The organism is Arenivirga flava, from assembly GCF_030161575.1.
Classification (GTDB): Bacteria; Actinomycetota; Actinomycetes; order Actinomycetales; family Microbacteriaceae; genus Arenivirga; species Arenivirga flava.
The window spans coordinates 385,410-400,621 of the sequence record NZ_BSUL01000001.1; the positions used below are offsets into that span (position 1 = coordinate 385,410).

16 protein-coding genes, 1 tRNA gene and 1 pseudogene are annotated in these 15,212 nt (G+C 70.9%); 9 read left to right on the plus strand and 9 right to left on the minus strand.

Annotated features, from left to right (window positions below; genetic code table 11):
• Positions 1-30 precede the first annotated feature (30 nt).
• From QQK26_RS01915 to der, 8 genes and pseudogenes are all read left to right on the plus strand, one after another.
• On the plus strand, positions 31-978 hold the full coding sequence (locus QQK26_RS01915) for a site-specific tyrosine recombinase XerD (protein WP_284229474.1): 948 nt from the start codon (positions 31-33) through the stop codon (positions 976-978).
• Positions 979-1,421: 443 nt separating this feature from the next.
• Positions 1,422-2,234 (plus strand): ParA family protein, encoded by an 813-nt coding sequence (locus QQK26_RS01920; protein WP_284229477.1) that lies wholly within the window; start codon positions 1,422-1,424, stop codon positions 2,232-2,234.
• The gene (locus QQK26_RS01925; RefSeq protein ID WP_284229478.1) at positions 2,218-3,051 is read left to right on the plus strand and encodes a segregation and condensation protein A; all 834 of its coding nucleotides are present in this window, start codon (positions 2,218-2,220) and stop codon (positions 3,049-3,051) included. Before QQK26_RS01920 ends, QQK26_RS01925 begins: the two co-directional genes overlap by 17 nt.
• Complete coding sequence (gene scpB / locus QQK26_RS01930; RefSeq protein WP_284229483.1) at positions 3,041-3,643, plus strand: SMC-Scp complex subunit ScpB; 603 nt, start codon at positions 3,041-3,043, stop codon at positions 3,641-3,643. Before QQK26_RS01925 ends, scpB begins: the two co-directional genes overlap by 11 nt.
• A gap of 190 nt (positions 3,644-3,833) precedes the next feature.
• Positions 3,834-4,556: pseudogene (locus QQK26_RS01935) on the plus strand (pseudouridine synthase); the annotation flags it as partial.
• A gap of 152 nt (positions 4,557-4,708) precedes the next feature.
• Positions 4,709-5,818, plus strand: coding sequence for a prephenate dehydrogenase (locus tag QQK26_RS01940; RefSeq protein ID WP_284229485.1), 1,110 nt, complete (start codon positions 4,709-4,711; stop codon positions 5,816-5,818).
• Positions 5,791-6,519 (plus strand): (d)CMP kinase, encoded by a 729-nt coding sequence (gene cmk / locus QQK26_RS01945; protein ID WP_431307975.1) that lies wholly within the window; start codon positions 5,791-5,793, stop codon positions 6,517-6,519. Before QQK26_RS01940 ends, cmk begins: the two co-directional genes overlap by 28 nt.
• Positions 6,520-6,527: 8 nt before the next feature.
• Positions 6,528-8,051: a ribosome biogenesis GTPase Der gene (gene der, locus QQK26_RS01950; RefSeq protein WP_284229490.1), complete on the plus strand. Its 1,524-nt coding sequence runs from the start codon at positions 6,528-6,530 to the stop codon at positions 8,049-8,051.
• 464 nt (positions 8,052-8,515) lie between these two features.
• Here the strand turns inward: der and QQK26_RS01955 are convergent, their stop codons facing one another.
• From QQK26_RS01955 to QQK26_RS01980, 6 genes are all read right to left on the minus strand, one after another.
• Positions 8,516-8,713 carry a hypothetical protein gene (locus QQK26_RS01955; RefSeq protein WP_284229492.1) on the minus strand — a complete coding sequence of 66 codons (198 nt, stop codon included), beginning with the start codon at positions 8,711-8,713 and terminating at the stop codon, positions 8,516-8,518.
• Between the two features lie 36 nt (positions 8,714-8,749).
• Positions 8,750-8,950 carry a hypothetical protein gene (locus tag QQK26_RS01960; RefSeq protein WP_284229494.1) on the minus strand — a complete coding sequence of 67 codons (201 nt, stop codon included), beginning with the start codon at positions 8,948-8,950 and terminating at the stop codon, positions 8,750-8,752.
• A gap of 68 nt (positions 8,951-9,018) precedes the next feature.
• Positions 9,019-10,194: an NUDIX domain-containing protein gene (locus tag QQK26_RS01965; RefSeq protein WP_284229496.1), complete on the minus strand. Its 1,176-nt coding sequence runs from the start codon at positions 10,192-10,194 to the stop codon at positions 9,019-9,021.
• A 9-nt stretch (positions 10,195-10,203) separates the two neighbouring features.
• Positions 10,204-10,785 carry a TetR/AcrR family transcriptional regulator gene (locus QQK26_RS01970; RefSeq protein WP_284229498.1) on the minus strand — a complete coding sequence of 194 codons (582 nt, stop codon included), beginning with the start codon at positions 10,783-10,785 and terminating at the stop codon, positions 10,204-10,206.
• Between the two features lie 112 nt (positions 10,786-10,897).
• Positions 10,898-11,482 (minus strand): TetR/AcrR family transcriptional regulator, encoded by a 585-nt coding sequence (locus QQK26_RS01975; protein ID WP_284229499.1) that lies wholly within the window; start codon positions 11,480-11,482, stop codon positions 10,898-10,900.
• Positions 11,483-11,587: 105 nt separating this feature from the next.
• Complete coding sequence (locus QQK26_RS01980) at positions 11,588-12,331, minus strand: SDR family oxidoreductase (RefSeq protein WP_284229501.1); 744 nt, start codon at positions 12,329-12,331, stop codon at positions 11,588-11,590.
• A gap of 117 nt (positions 12,332-12,448) precedes the next feature.
• Between QQK26_RS01980 and QQK26_RS01985 the strand changes: the two genes are divergently transcribed.
• A tRNA-Pro gene (locus tag QQK26_RS01985) sits at positions 12,449-12,522 on the plus strand.
• Positions 12,523-12,754: 232 nt separating this feature from the next.
• Here QQK26_RS01985 and QQK26_RS01990 read toward each other — a convergent pair.
• From QQK26_RS01990 to QQK26_RS02000, 3 genes are all read right to left on the minus strand, one after another.
• A complete protein-coding gene (locus QQK26_RS01990) occupies positions 12,755-13,717 on the minus strand; it encodes an IS481 family transposase (RefSeq protein WP_284229504.1) in 963 nt (320 codons plus the stop codon).
• A 286-nt stretch (positions 13,718-14,003) separates the two neighbouring features.
• Complete coding sequence (locus tag QQK26_RS01995; protein WP_284229506.1) at positions 14,004-14,390, minus strand: hypothetical protein; 387 nt, start codon at positions 14,388-14,390, stop codon at positions 14,004-14,006.
• A 471-nt stretch (positions 14,391-14,861) separates the two neighbouring features.
• Entirely contained in the window at positions 14,862-15,110 is a 249-nt protein-coding gene (locus tag QQK26_RS02000) for a hypothetical protein (protein ID WP_284229508.1), read from the minus strand.
• Positions 15,111-15,212: the final 102 nt, after the last annotated feature.

Consider the following 15,212-nt stretch of genomic DNA (forward strand, 5'->3'; position numbering starts at 1 on the left):
GCGCCGGGCCGAGCGGATGCGCGCAGCGGCATGAGCGCGCCCGCGGACGACCCGGCACCGGCCGCGCCGGCACCGGTCGCGCTCGATCCGGACGCTGAGCGCTTCCTGCGCCACCTCGCGATCGAGCGCGGGCGCAGCGCCAACACGCTCGCGGCCTACCGCCGCGACCTGCTCGCCTACGCCGCGCACCTGGACGGGCTGCCGGCCGCACGCGCGACGCCCGAGCACGTGCAGGGCTTCGTGCGCGGACTGCGGGACCGCGGGCTCGGCGCGACGAGCGCCGCCCGCATGCTCTCGGCGGTGCGCGGCCTGCACCGCTTCCTCGTGGAGGAGGGGGTCGCCGCGACCGATCCGGCGCACGACGCGAGGCCGCCGAAGCCGCCGAGCCGGCTGCCGCATCCGATCGCCCTCGAGCAGATCGAGGCGCTGATCGCGGCCTGCTCCGGCGACGACCCGGTGCGCCTGCGCGATCGCGCCGTGATCGAGCTGCTCTACGCCACGGGCGCGCGCGTCTCGGAGGCGACCGGGCTGGGCGTCGACGACCTGCTGGGGGAGGACGGCCGCGAGGCGGACGTGCTGCGGCTGCTCGGCAAGGGCGCCAAGCAGCGGTTGGTGCCGCTCGGCCGCTACGCCCGTGAGGCGGTGGGTGCGTACCTCGTGCGCGGTCGTCCGGCGCTGTCGTCGAGGGGTCGGGCGACCCCGGCGCTGTTCCTGGGTGCCCGCGGCGGCCGACTCGGCCGGCAGGGGGTCTGGGATCTGCTGCGCGGCGCCGCGGGGCGGGCGGGCCTCGACGTCGAGCTCTCGCCGCACACCCTGCGGCACAGCTTCGCGACGCACCTGCTCGAGGGAGGCGCCGACGTGCGCGTCGTGCAGGAGCTGCTCGGGCACGCCTCGGTGGCGACGACGCAGATCTACACGCTCGTCACGGCCGACGCGCTCCGCGACATGTACACGACGGCCCATCCCCGCGCCCGGTGACGTTCCCCCAGTTCGGGGGCTCAGTGCCGTGTTACGCGCTTCACGGCGACAGATGTCGGCTAACTGAGGTTCGCCCGACCGAATTGTTGCGCTCCGAGTGGGGCGGTCGACCCAGTTGTGGCGTTATATAGAGGGGTGCGGTCGTCCACGGCCGTTCGCATGGAAGCGCAGGAGACGAATCAGAGGCGTCGCGCGACCTACCGGGGAGGACGTCCCGGGGCGGCGAATCTGGAAGGGACCCAGCCAGCGCCGCCCCAGGGACTGCCACCGTCCTGCTCCTCAGCGCACCGCATCCGCTCGCGCAGCGTGGCAGTCGATCGACGGAGCACGGCGCGGGGGCTCGAGTCCAGAGCGATCCATCCGCCGACCCGATGGGCGAAGGCGGCGGCGAAACCGCCGAGCCGGGTCGATGGCGGGTGCTGCCGCCTCGGTAGACTGACGGGATGACGGAGTTCCCTGCGCCTGCGCCCCTGCGTTCCCACGGCCCGGCCAGGATCATCGCCCTGTGCAATCAGAAGGGCGGCGTGGGCAAGACCACGACCAGCATCAACCTCGGCGCCGCGCTGGCCGAGTACGGCCGCAAGGTGCTCGCGATCGATTTCGACCCGCAGGGCGCGCTCTCCGCCGGCCTCGGGGTGCAGACGCACGACGTGCCGACCATCTACGACCTGCTCTCCGGCGGCAGCAAAGACGTGCTCGGCGCGATCCAGACGACGGGCGTGCCGAACCTCGACGTCATCCCGGCCAACATCGACCTCTCCGCCGCGGAGGTGCACCTCGTCAACGAGGTCGCCCGCGAGCAGATCCTCGCGCGGGTGCTGCGCGACGTGCGCGACCGCTACGACCTCATCCTCATCGACTGCCAGCCCTCGCTGGGCCTGCTGACGGTGAACGCGCTCACCGCGGCGCACGGCGTGCTCATCCCGCTCGAGGCGGAGTACTTCGCGCTGCGCGGCGTCGCGCTGCTCGTCGAGACCATCGAGAAGGTGCAGGACCGCCTGAACCCGGCGATCACCCTCGACGGCATCCTCGTCACCATGTACGACCCCCGCACGCTGCACTCGCGCGAGGTCTACGACCGCGTGCGCGAGGCCTTCGGCGAGCGGGTGCTCGAGAGCGTGATCTCCCGCACGGTCAAGTTCCCCGACGCCACCGTGGCCGCCGCCCCCATCACGAGCTTCGCCCCGAACCACCCCGCGGCCGAGGCCTACCGCAGCATGGCGAGGGAGCTGATCGCGCGTGGCGCGGTCGCCTGAGCCCGCGGGGCTTGACACGGAGGGCGCGGTCGCCGCGCCCGGGTTCTCGGTGACGCTGGAAGGCTTCGAAGGGCCCTTCGACCTGCTGCTCACCCTCATCACCAAGCACGAGCTCGACATCACTGAGGTGTCGCTGTCGCGCGTCACGGACGAGTTCATCGGCTACCTCAAGGGGCTCGACACCGCGCAGGAGATGGATCGCGCCAGCGAGTTCCTGGTCGTGGCCGCCACGCTGCTCGACCTCAAGATCGTGGGACTGCTGCCGCAGGGCGAGCTCGTCGACGCCGAGGACGTGGCGCTGCTCGAGGCCCGCGACCTGCTCTTCGCCCGGCTGCTGCAGTACCGGGCCTTCAAGCTGGCGTCGCAGTGGTTCCGGAGCCGCTTCGAGGCGGAGACGACGCGGCACGCGCGCACCGTGCGGATGGAGGAGCGCTTCCGCGCCCGCACCCCGGAGCTCGTCTGGACCCTGAGCGCCGAGGATTTCGGTGCGCTCGCGGCGCTGGCCATGGCGCCGCGGGAGCTGCCGACGGTCGGGCTCGACCACCTGCACGCGCCGCTCGTCAGCATCCGCGAGCAGGCCGGGCACGTCGTGGCGCTGCTGCGCCGTGGCGAGCCGATGACCTTCCGCGAGCTCATCGTCGGCGCCGAGCTGCGCGGCGTGATCGTGGCCCGCTTCATCGCCGTGCTCGAGCTGTACCGGCACGCGGCGCTCGACTTCGAGCAGCTCGAGCCGCTCGGCGAGCTGACCCTGACCTGGACCGCCGAGCACTGGTCCGACGAGAACCTCGCCAGCCTGGGAGCCGACTATGACCGCTGAAGCCCCGCTCGACGACCTCGTCGAGGTGCACGGGCCGAGCCTCGCGCTGGACCGCGCCGTCGAGGCGATCCTCTTCGTCGCCGACGAGCCGCAGAGCCTCACCTCGGTCGCGACGGCGCTCTCGAAGCCGGTGGCCTCCATCCGCTCGGCCGTGCATCGCCTCGTGGCCGACTACGACGGCGTCGCCGAGGGCTCGGTGCGCCGCGGCTTCGAGCTGCGCGAGGTGGGCGGTGGATGGCGCTTCTACGCCCGCGCCGAGTACGACGAGGTCGTCGGCGACTTCGTGCTCACGCAGAACCCCACCAGGCTGTCGCAGGCTGCGCTCGAGACCCTCGCGGTGATCGCGTACCGTCAACCCATCAGCCGCGCCAGCGTGGCGCAGATCCGTGCGGTGAACGTCGACTCCGTCGTGCGCACGCTGCTCGGCCGCGGCCTCATCACCGAGGACTCCACCGACCCCGAGACCGGGGCGATCAACTACAGGACCACCGAGCAGCTGCTCGTGCACCTCGGCATCAACTCGCTCGACGAGCTGCCGCCAGTGTCGCCGCTGCTCGACGACGGAACGGCAGGATTCGATGACCAGCGCTGAGCACGACGACCGCGACGGGGAGATCGAGTTCCTCGACTCGATCGAGGAGCGCGATCGCGCCGAGGAGCCGGAGCACGACGACGACGTCGAGGGACTCGAGATCGTCGACGAGGAGGACCTGACCGACGAGGAGCGCGCCGAGTACGAGGCCTGGGAGGCCTCGCAGGGGGCTTCGTCCGACGCCGCGGCGCTGCCGACCGGCGAGCGCCTGCAGAAGGTGATGGCGGCCGCCGGCGTCGCCAGCCGGCGCGTCTGCGAGGACCTCATCGCCGCGGGTCGCGTGACCGTGAACGGGCAGCGCGTCGACGAGCCGGGTCGTCGCGTCGATCCGCTCGTCGACCGCGTCGCCGTCGACGGCGTGGCGGTGCAGCTCGACACGAGCCGCCGCTACCTCATGCTCAACAAGCCGCGCGGCGTCGTGAGCAGCCTCAAGGACGAGCACGGGCGCCCCGACCTCAGCGAGTGGACCGAGCGCTACGAGGAGCGGCTCTTCAACGTCGGCCGCCTCGACTACGAGACGAGCGGACTGCTGCTGCTGACCAACGACGGCGAGCTCGCGCAGGTGCTCTCGCACCCCTCCTTCGGCGTGCAGAAGACCTACGTGGCGAAGGTGCGCGGCGAGATGACCGCGGCCACGGTCGGCCGGTTGCTGCGCGGCGTCGAGTTGGAGGACGGCCGCATCGCCGCCGACGACGCCAGGGTGGTGGGCGTGCAGGGCGGGTCGACGATGGTGGAGATCGTGCTGCACTCCGGCCGCAACCGCATCGTGCGCCGCATGCTCGAGGAGGTCGGCCACCCGGTCATCGAGCTCGTGCGCCGGCAGTTCGGGCCGCTGAACCTCGGCACCCTCAAGCTCGGCCGCACGCGCGAGCTGACCAGCCACGAGATGAACCAGCTGCTGACCCTCGCCCGTACGCCCGAGAACGCGCGCAAGCGCCCGGCGAAGGTGCGCGGCGGCGCCGCGCAGCGCGGGGCGCCGCGTCGTGATGATCGCGGCTCCGGCGGAGGCCGTCGGGACGAGCGGCCGCGGCGCGACGGCGGGTCGCGCGGCGGCGGGCGGCAGCGATGAGCGACGCGCTGCTCGGCGCCGACCGGCGGCTCGAGGGGCCCGTGCGCATCGTGGGCACCGGGCTGCTCGGCACGAGCATCGGACTGGCGCTCTCCGAGCGCGGCGTCGACGTGAGCCTCGCGGACGCGTCGCCCGCGTCGCTCGCCCTCGCCGTCGACTACGGCGCGGGACGCCCCGCGGGGGAGCACGACGAGCCGAGGCTCGTCGTCGTCTGCGTACCGCCGGACGTGACCGCGGCGGTGGTCGCGGCGGAGCTGGCGGCGCATCCCTCCGCTCTGGTCACCGACGTGGCCAGCGTGAAGCTCGCGCCGCTCGAGCAGCTGCGTGCGCTGGGCGCCGACCTGACGCGCTACCTCGGATCGCACCCGATGGCGGGTCGCGAGCGCGGCGGCGCCATCGCGGCGCGCGCCGACCTCTTCATCGGCCGCCCCTGGGTGATCGCGGGCCACGACGGCATCGGCTACCGCGACGGCGGGCCCGTCGAGGACCTGATCCTCGACCTCGGGGCGACGCCGATCGAGATGACCGCCGAGGAGCACGACCGCTCGGTCGCGCTCGTCAGCCACGTGCCCCAGGTGGTCTCGAGCCTCATGGCTGCGCGACTGGCCGAGGCGAGCGATGCCGCGGCGGGTCTCGCCGGTCAGGGCGTGCGCGACGTGACCCGCGTCGCGGCGAGCGACCCGGCGCTGTGGGTGCAGATCCTCGGCGCCAACGCCGCACCGGTGCACGAGGCGCTCGTGGCGCTGCGCACCGACCTCGACGGCGTGATCGGCGCCCTCGAGCAGCCGACCGCACCGGGCGCGCGGCGCGCGGTGGCCGAGGCGCTGGCCGCCGGCAACGCGGGTGTGGCCCGGCTGCCCGGCAAGCACGGCACCCGTACGCAGTTCGCTGCCCTCGTCGTGATGATCGACGACCGGCCGGGCGAGCTCGGGCGCCTGCTCGTCGAGATCGGCGAGATCGGCGTGAACATGGAGGACCTGCGCCTGGAGCACTCTCCGGGCGCCCAGATCGGGCTCGCGGAGATCGCCGTGCTGCCCGAGGCGGAGCAGCGCCTGAGCGAGGAGCTCGCACGGCGCGGATGGAGGATCGCGGGAGCGTGGCAGTGAACTACGAGACGGCGGACCACGGCGTGAGCGTCGTGGCCGTGGACGGACCGGCCGGCAGCGGCAAGTCGAGCGTGAGCAAGGCGGCTGCGCGCCGCCTCGGCTTCGCCTACCTCGACACGGGCGCGGCGTACCGCGCCCTCGCCTGGCACGCGCTCGACACCGCGATCGACCTGGACAGCGCGGATGCGGTCGTGGCCTCCTTGCACGGCTTCGCCTACGCCATCAGCCTCGACCCCGCCGACTACGGCGTACGGGTCGGTGCGACGGACGTGACCGAGGCCATCCGCGAGCCCCGGATCAGCGAGGTCGTCTCGAAGATCGCCCGCGTTCCCGAGGTGCGCGGGCACCTCAACACCCTCTTCGGCGGTCTCATCGCCGGATGCGGCCGGCCGGGCATCGTGGTCGAGGGCCGGGACATCACGACGGTGGTCGCGCCGGAGGCCCCGGTGCGCATCCTGCTGACCGCCGACGAAGCGGTTAGACTGTCACGGCGTTCGGCCGAGCTCGGCGGTGCCAGTGCGGAAGCACTCGCCCAGCAGCTCAGCGCCCGCGACCGGCAGGACTCCAAGGTGGTCGACTTCATGACCGCCGCCGACGGGGTCACCACGCTCGACTCCACGCACCTCGACTTCGACCAGACCGTCGACGCCGTGGTGGAGCTCGTTCACCGCGTCGTGCCCCTCGAGCGCCCGCAGAGCTGAAGGACGATATGAGCAACCACGACGACATCAACGACGTCGACGCGCACCCCGAGCTGGACCCGCAGCTCGTCGAGCGACTCGACGGCATCGACGAGGACGAGGCCGCGCAGCGCGCCGAGTCCCTGCGTCGTGGGCTCGAGGACTACGACCTCGACGACGAGGACCTCGCGCTGCTCGACGCCGCGGGCGACGACCCCGACGCGATCACCTACCTGCCGGCCCTGCCGGTGCTGGCGATCGTGGGCCGACCGAACGTGGGCAAGAGCGCGCTCGTGAACCGCATCCTCGGCCGCCGCGAGGCCGTCGTCGAGGACAAGCCGGGCGTCACCCGCGACCGCGTCTCGTACAAGGCCGAGTGGAGCGACCGCCGCTTCACCCTCGTCGACACCGGCGGCTGGGAGCCCGACGCCAAGGGCATCAACGCCTCCGTCGCCGCCCAGGCCGAGGTGGCCGTCGACCTCGCCGACGCCGTGCTCTTCGTCGTCGACGTCAACGTGGGCGCCACCGCCACCGACGAGCACGTCGTGCGGATGCTGCGTGGCTCCAAGAAGCCCGTCATCCTCGTCGCCAACAAGGTCGACGACGTGCGCCAGGAGGCCGAGGCGGCGTCGCTCTGGAACCTGGGTCTGGGGGAGCCGCACCCCGCATCCGCTCTGCACGGACGCGGCGTGGCCGACCTGCTCGACCACGTGCTCACCGTGCTGCCGAAGGTCTCGGCCGTGGCGAAGGAGGAGGTCGGCGGGCCCCGCCGCGTCGCGATCCTCGGCCGCCCGAACGTGGGCAAGAGCTCGCTGCTCAACAAGGCCGCGGGCGAGGAACGCGTGGTCGTCAACGAGCTCGCGGGCACCACCCGCGACCCCGTGGACGAGCAGGTGGAGATCCTGGGCAAGGTGTGGCGCTTCGTCGACACCGCCGGCATCCGTAAGCGCGTGCATCTGCAGCAGGGAGCGGACTTCTACGCCTCGCTGCGCACGCAGGCCGCGTTGGAGAAGGCCGAGGTCGCGATCGTGATGATCGACGTGACCGAGGAGATCTCCACGCAGGAGCTGCGCATCATCGACCTGGTGCTCGAGAGCGGCCGCGCCCTCGTACTGGCCTTCAACAAGTGGGACCTGCTCGACGACGACCGCCGCCGCTACCTCGAACGCGAGATCGAGCAGGACCTCGCGCACGTCGCGTGGGCGCCGCGCGTGAACATCTCGGCGCGCACCGGCCGCCACCTCGAGAAGCTCGTGCCCGCGCTGGAGCTCGCACTCGAGAGCTGGGACACCCGCATCCCGACCGGCAAGCTCAACGCGCTCATCGCCGAGCTCACCGCGGAGCACCCGCACCCGGTGCGCGGCGGCAAGCAGCCCCGCATCCTGTTCGGCACGCAGGTCTCGACCCGCCCGCCGACGTTCGTGCTCTTCACGACCGGCTTCCTCGACCCGCAGTACCGCCGCTTCATCCAGCGCCGCCTGCGCGAGATCTACGGCTTCGAGGGCACGCCGATCGTGGTCAACATGCGTGTGAGGGAGAAGCGCAAGCGCTAGCGCAGTGCTTCCAGGAAGCCCCTTTCGGGGCTTCCTGCTCATACGCCGGGCGCGTCTCGCGCCCGGTAGGAGAACGGGCGCGCGCAGCGCGCTCCTCTTCCGCGAAAAGAGGAAGCGCGGTGCTCGCAGGGCGGGTCGGAGTTCTTCCGGCCCGCCTTCGGCATTCGAGGGGACGGAAGGTGCTCGTCCCGGGCGTTCTGGGAGCAGGTGCTGTCCCCTCGGGGTACGGGCCTCGGCGTGCGCGGCTGCGAGGGGACGGGAGGTGCTCGTGCCGGGGCTTTGGGGAGCAAGTGCTGTCCCCTCGAAGCCCCGGGAGGTGATCCTGCACGCCCGGGACGTCACCCGGCGGGAACGTTGCCACTCGGCGTGCTCTGGCGCTCGCAGCAGGGCGACACGTGGCAACGATGCGCCTCGCGGGGCGAGCGCGCACGGAGGCGGAGCGCTGCGAACTGCAGCGGAGGAGCTCAGCCCTCGACGTGGTCGGGGCGGTTCCAGGCCATTCGGATGAGCTCGTCGAGCACGAGCGCGTCCACGCCGACGAGGCGGGTGACGGAGAGGCAGCTGGCGCCGAGCTTGACGGTGCCGAGGCATTCGACGAGCGCGCGCGATTCGGGGTGATCCTGCAGGCCGTAGAGCACGAGCGACGTCTTGCGCCCGGACAACGCGACCGTCGCGGTCTCGCTCGAGTGGCCGCTCGCCTACCGGTAGGTGTAGCGGCCGACGCCGACGATCGTGAGGCCCCAGAGCTGCGGGTCCGCGCGCGTGACGGCGCGCATCCGCTCGATCAGGGCCCGGGAGTCGTGCTGGCGGCGCACAGGCTCGACCGCAGCCAGATCCTGCTCGGCGGCGTCCGGGTTCGGGAAGGTCTTCTGCTCGGTGGCCATGAGGTCGGTGGCCATGAGGTCAGTGGCCTGCGCCGAGGCGCGCCGGGCAGGACGGCGAGCGGATGCGACGCGGGCGCGGCCCCTCAGCGCGCGAGCAGCGGGGCGAGGAACGCGCGCACGTCGTCGAGCTCCTCGCGGCTGATGCCGTGGGCGATGCCCGGGTAGAGCTCGCGGGTGACCAGCGCATGACGCGGCAGCCACGCGTTCGTGCGCTCGATGGCGACCGGAGCGATGACCGGGTCGGCCTCATCGCGGCCCCAGAACACCGGCACGGTGCGCTCGGCGAGCACGGCGTCGCCTTCGAGCGAGCCCCCTGCCGCGAAGCCCGACAGGTTGACCGCGCCGGCGAAGCGCCGCGGGGCGAGGCGCAGCAGCTGCAGCGCCATGGCGCCGCCCTGCGAGAAGCCGAGGGGCACGACGGGCCCGGTGGCGTCGAGCGTGTCCAGCCAGTCGAGCACGCCCAGAGCGGATTCGGTCACAGCGTCCGCGTCGGGCACACCCGGCTCGGCGAGCGGGAACCACGCGAAGCCGGGGCCGGCGGGCAACGGGGCGCGCGGCGCCGCCGTGACGACGCCCTCGGGCAGGTACGGGGTGAGGCCGGCCAGGTCGCGCTCGTGGCTGCCGTAGCCGTGCAGCAGCAGGACGAGCGGGGCACCGGCGGCAAGGGCCGCCTCGTGGTCGGGGGTTGACCAGATGACGCATTCGGGGTCGACCGGGAGCGCGCGGGGGAGCGGGGCGGCGGACCGGGGCTGCGCGGATGACGCCGCGGCGGTGCGTGCGGGATTGGACGTCGGCGCATCCGCATCCGCTTCTCCCGCCTCTCCGACGGGCGACGAGTGCGCCTCGGGCAGCACGTCGCGGGGGCGCTCCTCGGCGAGCAGCGGCAGCAGGTGCTCTGCGCTGAGCGGGGCGACGTGCAGGTCGCCCCAGTCGTGCGGGTCGACCCAGCGCAGCTCGGCGATCTCGGCGGCGACGGCGAAGGGGCCGCGCACGTCGGCGCGGAAGACCTCGGCCTCGAGGGCGTGGCCGGGCTCGTTGGCGGCGTCGGAGCGGACGAGGCCCACGTACTCGAGCTGCTCGGCGGGGATGACCGCGCCGAGCTCCTCGGCGAGCTCGCGGCTGAGGCAGTCCGCGGCGCTCTCGCCCGGTTCCGGCTTGCCGCCGGGCTGCATGAACGCCGAGGTGCCGTGCTTGCGCACCATCAGGGCGAGGCCGGCGTCGTCGGTGATGAGGGCTGCGGAGACGCGGATGACGGGCATCCGCTCAGCCTAGGCGGGCAGCTCCGCGCGCAGCGGCCACCACTCGGGCGCGAGCTCGGCGAAGGCGCGCAGGTAGGCGGCGCGGTCGCGCGGCGCCGGGGCGCGCAGCCAGACGTCCATGAGGCCGACGGAGCCGTCGGCGATGAACCGTGCCGCAGCGCTGCGCAGGAACTGGCCGTCCGGCATCGGCAGTGCACCGCGCTCGACGAGCAGCTCGATGCTGGCGCGGAAGTGGCGGCTGAGCGTGGAGTGCAGTGCGCTCTCGCCCTCGGCGCCGAGCGCGCGCACATAGACCTGGTCGTAGTGCTCGACGTGGTCGAGCACGGCGGTGGTCGCGCTGGCGATGGCCACGCCGATGGTGTCGCGGGTGGCGCCCTCGAGGTGGCGGGTGCGGATGGCGTCGAGCTGCTCGGTGACGATGAGGCGCAGCAGGTCGGGCGGCGACTCGGCGTGCTGGTAGAAGGTGGAGCGGTTCAGCTCGGCCAGCTGGGCGATCTCGCTGGCGCTGATCGCGGAGATCGGGCGTTCCGCCGCGAGCCGCAGCACGGCCCTGCCGAGGGCGTCGCGGCTGCGCCGCTGCCGTGCGTCCATGGTCCCTCCCGGGGCTCGTCGATGAGTCACCCTCATTGTGCGCCATCCGGTGGATATGCGCATCCGCCTCCCGGACGAACCGCTGGCCGGTGGTCGAGCGGATGCGGGCGGCTCAGGGCACCGGGAACCAGGCGGGCAGGTGCGTCTGCACGCGCTGGGCGTAGCCGAGCGCATCCGCTTCGTCGCTGAAGGCGTACGCCTCGATGGCGCCGACCATGCCGCCGCCGATGACGGCGGAGGCGGTCTCGACATCGACGTCGGCGGCGAGGCCGTGCTCGCGCAGCACCCCGATGGCGAGCTCGGCGCGCTCGACGAAGCCGGTGAGCATGCGGCGGCGGAACCCGAGCGACACGGAGGAGCCGAGCAGCGAGCGGAAGGCGGTGCGCTCGGCCTGCACGGCCTCCAGGATGCCGACGAGGGCCTCGCGGTAGCGCAGGGCGAGATCGGCGACCGAGTCGGAGGCGGGGATGTCGACGGCGCTGCGCTCGTCGATGGTGGTGGCGTAGAGGTCCGCGGCCACGTCGCCGACGCCGTCGTAGTGGCCGTAGAAGGTGGTGCGGTGCACGCCGGCCTCCCGGCAGAGCTCGGCGACGCCGACGCGGCTGAAGTCCTCGTCGGCGACGAGCTGGCGCAGCGCCTCGCGCAGCCGCTCGCGGGTGCGCACGGCGCGGGGGTCGTCGCTCGGGGTCGTGCTCACGGTGCTTCCTCGCTGCCTTCGGTGCCGGGCCGCATCACGGGCCCACCGCAGTATGGCGGCTGGCGGCGCCCGGGCCGGGCACCGCCATCCGCTCGTGTCGTGCGCCTACTCGACCGGCGCGGCCAGGCCCGCGGTCTCGCCGCCGTCGGCGACGAACTCGGCACCGGTGGAGAAGGAGGACTCGTCGCTGGCGAGGAAGAGGATGAGGTTGCTCAACTCGAGCGACTCGCCCATGCGCCCCAGCGCCACCCGCGACTGGTCGACGCCGAGCCCGTCGGTCATCGGCGTGCGGATGTTGCCCGGGTGCACCGAGTTGACGCGGATGTTGTACCGCCCCAGGTCGAGGGCCGCCTCCTTCGAGAGCCCGCGCACGCCGAACTTGGCGGCGGTGTAGCCGGGCAGCGCCGGCACGCCCTTGAGACCCGCCGTCGACGAGATGTTGATGACGGATGCGGCGCCGGACTCCTTCAGCGCCGGGATCGCGGCCTTCAAGCCATAGAAGACGCCGTTGAGGTTGATGTCGATGATCTGCCGCCACTGCTCGAGGGTGTAGTCCTCGATGAGCGCGAAGTTGGCGATGCCGGCGTTGTTGACGAGCACATCGAGGCGTCCGAAGGTGTCGACCGCGACCTGCACTGCGGTCTCCCACTGCCCGTAGTCGGTGACGTCGAGCCGCACGAAGGCCGCGTTCTCGGCGCCGAGCTCCTCGACGAGCGCCGCGCCCTCCGCCTCGAGCAGGTCGCCGATCACGACCTTGGCGCCCTCCTGCACCAGCAGTCGCGCGTGCTCCGCGCCCATGCCTCGTGCTGCTCCGCTGATCAGTGCGACCTTGCCGCTGACTCGTCCCATGCCGGACCTCCTCGTTGTGTCGGCCTAAATCTACACCTGTAGCCATTCGTGGTCATCGGAGACCGCGGAAAGGCGCTAAGCTTTCGGAGGCCCAACGAGCGATCGCGGGGCAAGTCACGGGCTGTGGCGCAGCTTGGTAGCGCACTTGACTGGGGGTCAAGGGGTCGCAGGTTCAAATCCTGTCAGCCCGACCGAGACAGCGAAGGCCGACCGTCACGAAGTGGCGGCCGGCCTTCGCTGTCTCTGTCGTTCGGCACCGAGAACCCGAACCCGCGAGCCAGTGGAAAATGCTTGTCAGCCCGACCGAAACGCCGAACGCGGCAGCTTTGATGAAACAACCCTCGTCGTTTGCGAGCTGCAGGACCAGGTGCACGCTCAGCACACAAGCTGATTGGCTCCACGCAAGTGCTCTGGCGCTGCGAGCTAGCTGTAGTTCCCAGTGAGGTTGTGAACGCGGTCGGCGGGCGTGAGCCCGCCGATCCCGGTGTGGGGCCGGTGGTGGTTGTAGTGGTGGATCCAGTCGACGTAGGTCGCTGAGCGGGCTTCGTCGGTGGAGTAGAGCCGTTCGTAGGCCCACTCGGTCGCGAGGGTGCGGTTGAAGCGCTCGACCTTCCCGTTCGTCTGTGGCCGATAGGGGCGGGTGCGTCGATGCTTGACGTCGCCGAGCGCCGTCGCGAAGACGCGGGAGCGGTAGCAAGAGCCGTTATCGGTCATCACCGCGCTGACGGTGAAGCCCGCGGTCTCGAAGAACGCCCGCGCCCGCAACCAGAACCCGGCCGCGGTCTCCTTGCGCTCGTCCGTGTGCTGCTCGGAGTAGACCAACCTCGAGTAGCTGTCGATCGCGTGATGCAGGAACGCGTAACCCCGGCCCCGCTTCTTGTTGTGCCGGTTCCCGACCGTGCGGCCGAGCATCCGGTGCCCGCCGCCGTCAGGGATGCGCCCGAGCTTCTTGATATCGATGTGGACCAGCTCGCCCGGCCGGGTCGCCTCCATCCGGACCGGGGCAGCCTTGCGAACGGGGAGCCCGGTGGCCTGATCGAGATGCACCAGGCGTGGCATCCGGTAGCGGGCCAGGACCCGCTCGACCGTGGAGCGCGGGATGCGCAAGTGGTAGCCGATGCGGTGCGGACCCCAACGGCGGGTGAACCTCAGCGCGACGATCCGCCGCTCCCGCCGCCGCGTCGTCCGCGATGGCGAACGATGCGGCGTTGAGGACCGGTCCGTCATCGCCTGCCCGGCCCGGAACCGGGCAGCCCAACGCGACGCGGTCGCGGGCGAGCACTGAAACCGCTCCGCAGCACGGCGCACCGACCAGCCCTCCTCGACGATCAACCGGGCAAGACGAGTCCTGCCCTCCGGGGTGAATGGCGCGTTAGCGTGGGTCACGAAGGCCTCCGTGGATGGTGATGTGTGTCGTAACTCACATCGTCCCGGAGGCCTTCGCTAACGCCCCCAACGTTCACAACCTCCCAAGGAAGTACAACTAGCCGTAGGGAAAAAGGGGGACAAGATGACGACACAGTTGACAGCTTCTGGCAGCCCGGCCAACATCCGACGGCTTGGAAGCGGCAGCGCTACTGCCGCGTGCGGTGGACGCGAAGCGAACCCGGCAACCCAGTAAGTCACGCAGCGCGGGTGCCCCTGAGGCCTGAACGCGTTTGACTCCGAAGTTCTACTTCGGCTTCTTTTTTATCTTTCGTGAGATGCGAGTCCGTTTGCGCTCACTCCGGAGGTGCGCCTCGACATAGTCAGTTACGGCAGGTTCCACATGTAGCTTCCAGTGCTCAACTACCTCGCGGTCGAAATAGTCTTCTGTCGTCTCGCCCTTCCGGGCTTGAATGGACTTTGTAGGGATGTCGGCGTCCATGAACGGTGATAACAGTTCTTCTTCGTCGATTGAGCGAGCTCTGTTGATGTGCTCGAGCATGGGATTGAGTACCCGGCGGACGAGGTACAGATACGTGCTGCCCGTCAGCTCAATCGTCCCAGATGTGGCGTTGAGAAGGGGGAGCTCTGCCCTGCCCTGTGTTATGAACTCGGGAACAGTTTCATGATCCACTGTCAGCTTCTTGAGATCACTAACGGCGCGGGTCGCCCAGCCGGCTCCCCCTCGAAGAGACAGTGCTGGCTAGTGAGGAAATTCCCACTCGTGACAAAAAACATCAGAGTGTCGGCATTCACAATATTCTTCTTGATCATGTCTGGCGGTGCATGAGCTGCCCCAACCTGATCAGTGGAGTTATCTTTGGATGTGTAGAAAACTTCGTTCGATCTGACGCCCCTTGAGATCAGAAGTTCGTACAGTTCACACAGTCAGACCGGTACTCCGAATACTTGTTCCAGGAGTGCAAAGCTCGCGCAGTAGATGCGAACGGCGCACGCGTCGCCGGGTCGAACGCTACGTTCGGTGGCGGCTTTCTGCTGCACTGGCCGGACGCCGAGCACGAACCCCTGTCCTGTATATCGGCGCGGGTGTGGATGGATGGACGAGAGCGAGACTAATGTGAGGCTCGATTCGGTGTGGCGCTGATCACGCCACTGTATGACCGCTGAGCAGCCTTTCGTCTGCAGCACTCCCCGCGGTGAACTCATTCAGCTCGCTGGCGTTCTCTCGAGGATCGCTAATCGCAGGAGGCGTGGCTTCAGCACGATCGTCGTCGTCGTCGTCGTCGCCGTGATCGGGGCGGTACGGGTGGTCGGCGTTGGCGCGATGATGACCGGTCCGCTGCACCTCGGCTAGCCTCGCGCTCCCGACTTGCCGCTGCGCCTCGAACATCATTACTGGTCGCGAAGAGGTCTCGTCTCGTGCTCACCGGCGACCGGCGTCGATGTCCCGTCGATGCGAGCCAACCAGGAGCTGGATGAGCTCATGGCGCAGTCG